This window comes from Geminicoccus flavidas (assembly GCF_009806515.1).
Classification (GTDB): Bacteria; Pseudomonadota; Alphaproteobacteria; order Geminicoccales; family Geminicoccaceae; genus Geminicoccus; species Geminicoccus flavidus.
This window is the reverse complement of the sequence record NZ_WUJP01001075.1, coordinates 1-3,746: the sequence shown is the minus strand read 5'-3', so window position 1 is coordinate 3,746 and position 3,746 is coordinate 1. Positions and strand designations below refer to the sequence as shown.

Annotated in this window: 5 protein-coding genes; 2 read left to right on the top strand and 3 right to left on the bottom strand. The window is 71.4% G+C overall.

What is annotated here, in order from left to right:
• The 3 genes from EQG76_RS30650 to EQG76_RS30640 form a co-directional block, all read right to left on the bottom strand.
• A partial coding sequence (locus tag EQG76_RS30650) for an alpha-hydroxy-acid oxidizing protein (RefSeq protein WP_200841267.1) occupies positions 1 to 499 on the bottom strand: 499 nt, incomplete at its 3' end.
• 411 nt (positions 500 to 910) lie between these two features.
• The gene (locus EQG76_RS30645) at positions 911 to 1,735 is read right to left on the bottom strand and encodes a lysophospholipid acyltransferase family protein (protein WP_159719011.1); all 825 of its coding nucleotides are present in this window, start codon (positions 1,733 to 1,735) and stop codon (positions 911 to 913) included.
• Between the two features lie 16 nt (positions 1,736 to 1,751).
• The gene (locus EQG76_RS30640) at positions 1,752 to 2,552 is read right to left on the bottom strand and encodes a GNAT family N-acetyltransferase (RefSeq protein ID WP_159719010.1); all 801 of its coding nucleotides are present in this window, start codon (positions 2,550 to 2,552) and stop codon (positions 1,752 to 1,754) included.
• Positions 2,553 to 2,767: 215 nt separating this feature from the next.
• Here EQG76_RS30640 and EQG76_RS30635 point away from each other — a divergent pair, with 215 nt between their 5' ends.
• Positions 2,768 to 2,953: a hypothetical protein gene (locus tag EQG76_RS30635; protein WP_159719009.1), complete on the top strand. Its 186-nt coding sequence runs from the start codon at positions 2,768 to 2,770 to the stop codon at positions 2,951 to 2,953.
• A gap of 175 nt (positions 2,954 to 3,128) precedes the next feature.
• On the top strand, positions 3,129 to 3,746 hold a 618-nt coding region (locus EQG76_RS30630; RefSeq protein WP_159719008.1), incomplete at its 3' end, for an ABC transporter permease.

Here is a 3,746-nt window from a genome sequence, read left to right as displayed (position 1 = left end):
CGAGCGTCTGGTTGTCGATCGTGAGCACCAGCGCGTCATAGCCGGCCTCCTGCGCCCGGTCGGCCAGCGAGCGGGTGAAGCCGCGGTCCTTGTAGACGAACACCTGCATCCAGCGGTTGCCGGTCTTCGGCAGCGCCTCGAGCGACACGGTGGAGGCGTGGCTCAGGCAGAACGCGGTGCCGGCGGCGGTCGCGGCGCGATGCGCTTCGAGCTCGCCGTCCGGCCACAGCATCCCCGACAACCCGGTCGGGCCGATCATGATCGGCATGGCGAGCGTCTTGCCGAACAGCTCGATCGACAGGTCCCGGTCCGCCACGCCCTGCAGCGGCCGGGGCAGGAGTGCCGGCTCGTGGAACGCCGCCTCGTTGCGCCGAAGCGTGATCTCGTCCTCGGCCCCGCCATCGGTGAAGTCGAACATCGGCCGCGGCAGCGCGCGCATCGCAGCCCGGCGAAACCCCATCACGCTGACGTGGCGCCGGATGAGCTGATCCCGGTCCATGCCCGGCTGCCTCCCCGCTCGCCGCTTGTCTCGAGCGCAACTAGGCACCGGCAGGCGCCCCGGTCAACCGGCGGATGGCCCGGCGATGATCCCCCCGGGATCTGGTCGGCCATCACCTCGAAACGGGTTGCGCCTGCCGCGCCGAGCGTGTGGGTCAGCCTCGCGCCGGCGCCTCTGGGCTCCGGACCGCGTACAACCCCAACTTCGACAGCGACCGCTTCAACGCAGTGATGCAGATGGCGAACGCCGTCTCGGTGCCGGCGATCATCCTGACCGGGTCGGCCGTGATCCGCGAGCGGGAGCACGGCACGCTGGAGCACCTGCTCGTCATCAAGTGCGCCCATTCGAGGTAATGCTCGCCCAGGACCGGGCGAACCGCCTGCGCGCCTGCCCCTCTGTTCGCTTGAGTGGCTAGCCCGCGGCAGGCTCGCCGGCCAGCGGTGGTGCCACGCCCTGGGCAGCACCTACGGGCGCCTCGGCCCGTCGCTTCGTCAGCTCGGCGGCGATCACGCGATGTGCGGCGGTGGCCGCCGCCTTGCGCCCTTGCAGGTCCGCGACCCGGCAGGGCGGATGGAAGACCAGCTCCACCCGGCAGCCCCGATCCGCCAGTACCTGGCACAGATGGGGCAGGAACAGCTGGTCGCCATGCCAGGCATAGCGCTCGGGGCAAGCCGTTCCGCCTGCGGATAGCCCCAGATAGGCCAGCGTCACCGGCTGGACCTGCGCGCCGGCACCGAACGGTTCGGGTGCAGCTGCGGCGAACAGGCTGGTCTTGAACGGCAAGACGTCCCGCCCGGCGCTGGAGGTGCCTTCGGGGAACAGGATCAGGTCGTCGCGCCCGCGCAGCTTCCCGGCCAGTAGCCGGCACTGCGCCCGTGCCGCACGCCAGTGCCGCTCGATGAAGATCGTCCGGGCGAGCCTGGCGAGGCTGCCGAACAGGGGCCAGCCAGCCACCTCGGACTTGGCCACGAAGACGCCGTCGATCTGGCCGCCGAGCACCAGGATGTCGAGCCACGACACGTGGTTGGCGACGAACAGGGTGGGCCCGCCCGGTGCTGCCAGACCCGCCCGGCCGACCCGGACGTTCAGGAGCGCCAGGCAGCCCCGGCACCACAGGACGCGCGCCAGGCGCTGCCCGTCCAGCCGCAATGTAGGTGCCAGCAGCCGGACCAGCAGTGCCGTCGCCAGGATCAGCACGAAGCCCACGACCCGCAGGCAAAATCGCAGCACGCTCACCCTCGGGCCCGTCCGCTCATGCCGCCACGCGCAGCGCGGGGGCCGCCGGGCGCTGGAACCGGCGCAGGTTGCGCTGCCGCAGCCGGGTGGTCGGCAGCAGCACGCAGACGTCGACTGTATTGAAGGCCCGGTCGATCACCGCCCCCTCGCCCACCACCGCACCGGCCAGCAGATAGCCTTTCAGCAGCGGCGGGAGCTGCCGGCGGGCCAGGACCTCGTCCACCGCATCCGCCGGCAGCAGGTCCATGGCGACCCGCTCACCCCGGGCTGTCGGCCGGCAGTGCGCTGGTGCGAGGTGCCGGTGGTGCAGCCAGGCCAGCGCATGGGCATGGGCATCGGGCCGGGACCCGGGCAGGCTGGCGCAGCCGAACATCAGGTCGATCCCGTGGGTCGCAACATAGCTGGCGAGGCCGCGCCACAGGAGCTGGAGCACGTGGCCGCCGCGATGTTCGGGTGCCACGCAGGAGCGCCCCAGTTCCAGCAGCCGGTCCTGCCCCCCGAGCAGGCAGGCCAGGTCGAATTCCGACGCGCTGTAGAACCCGCCGGCTGCCTGGGCGACATCCTGCCGCAGGAGCCGGTAGGTGCCGACCACCGCGGGCCGATCCTGGCCGGTGGCCGCATGGTCGATCACGATCAGGTGGTCGCAATGTGCATCGAACCGGTCGATGTCCCGCCGCAGCGACCGCCCCGCCGCATCGGCCAGGGCGCCGCCTTCTTCCACAAATACCCGGTAGCGCAGCGCCTGGGCGGCGGCGATCTCGGCCCGGTCCCGAGCCTGGCGGAGTTCGTACCTACCGTCATGCAGGCATGGGCCCATGGGGCATCTCCCGGAATTCGCCACACAGCAGGCCGCCTCGAGCCGGAGCGGCGCCTGGCACTGGTCTAGGCGCGGTCCGGGACGGGCCGGCGACGATGGCGGGACAGTGCCTGCACGGTACGACGACCGCCCGATGACAATCCGCGTCTTCACGTTTCATTAAGACCTCCGGCCCCATGCTGCGCTCGACGGCGGTGTTCCTGGAGAGACCGGAAATGTTGGACGTGACGATGGCCCATGGTGAGCTCGCGGCGGCGGACCAGCCGGCCGGTGCGGCGCTCTCAGATGCCGGGCTGCGCGAGGAGAAACTGTCGCTGCCGCACTCGACCATGCTGGTCGTGCTGGGCTCCGCCGGCGGTTGGTTCCTGCTGGCGGTGGCGGCGCGCTGGCTCATGTCCTGAGCGGCGTTGGCCGGCGCACCGCTGCGGGCCTGCCGCTGCCGTGCGCCGATCGGCACGGGCGCATGGAGCTTGAGGCTTGCGGCACCTGCCGTCCTTTGCCACCACCACGCCAGGCCGCCTGCGCGCGGCCGAAGATGGGCCGGCACGCCCGGCCGGCCGGTGCTGGGTGGAAGCGTTGATCACGTGGCTTGACTGGATGGAGGCCTGGCGCTGCCGGCTCTGGCCGCAGCGGCTGGCGTTCCTGGACGGCTGGATGCTGCTCCTGCCGGCACTGCTGCTTGTGGCCGTGCTGGTGGTGGGCCTGGTCGAGATCGTCGACATGTCGCTGCGCAGCCTCGACCGCGCGACCTTCCTCCTGGGCGAGGACTGGACGCTCGCAAATTACGCGGCGGCCCTGTTCCGGCGGGCCACCTGGGTCATCGGCTGGCGCACGCTCTGGGCGTCGCTGCTCACCACGGTCCTGACCCTGGCTCTGGCCTTCCCTTATGCCTATGCGCTGGTCCGCACCCCGAGCGCCGCCTGGCGCCGGTTCCTGCTGGTCAGCCTGTTCCTGCCCTTCTTCCTGGGCCAGGTGGTGCGCGCCTATGGCTGGCTGATCGTGCTGGGCCGCCAGGGTCTGGTGAACAGCCTGCTGGGGCTGGCCGGCATCGAGCCCTGGCCGCTGATCTACACGCCCTCGGCCGTGGTGCTGGGCCTGGTCCAGTACATGCTGCCGTTCGCGGTGCTGATGCTGGCCCCGGCACTGACCGCCATTCCCGAGGAGTTGGAGCTGGCCTCCGCCTCGCTCGGTGCC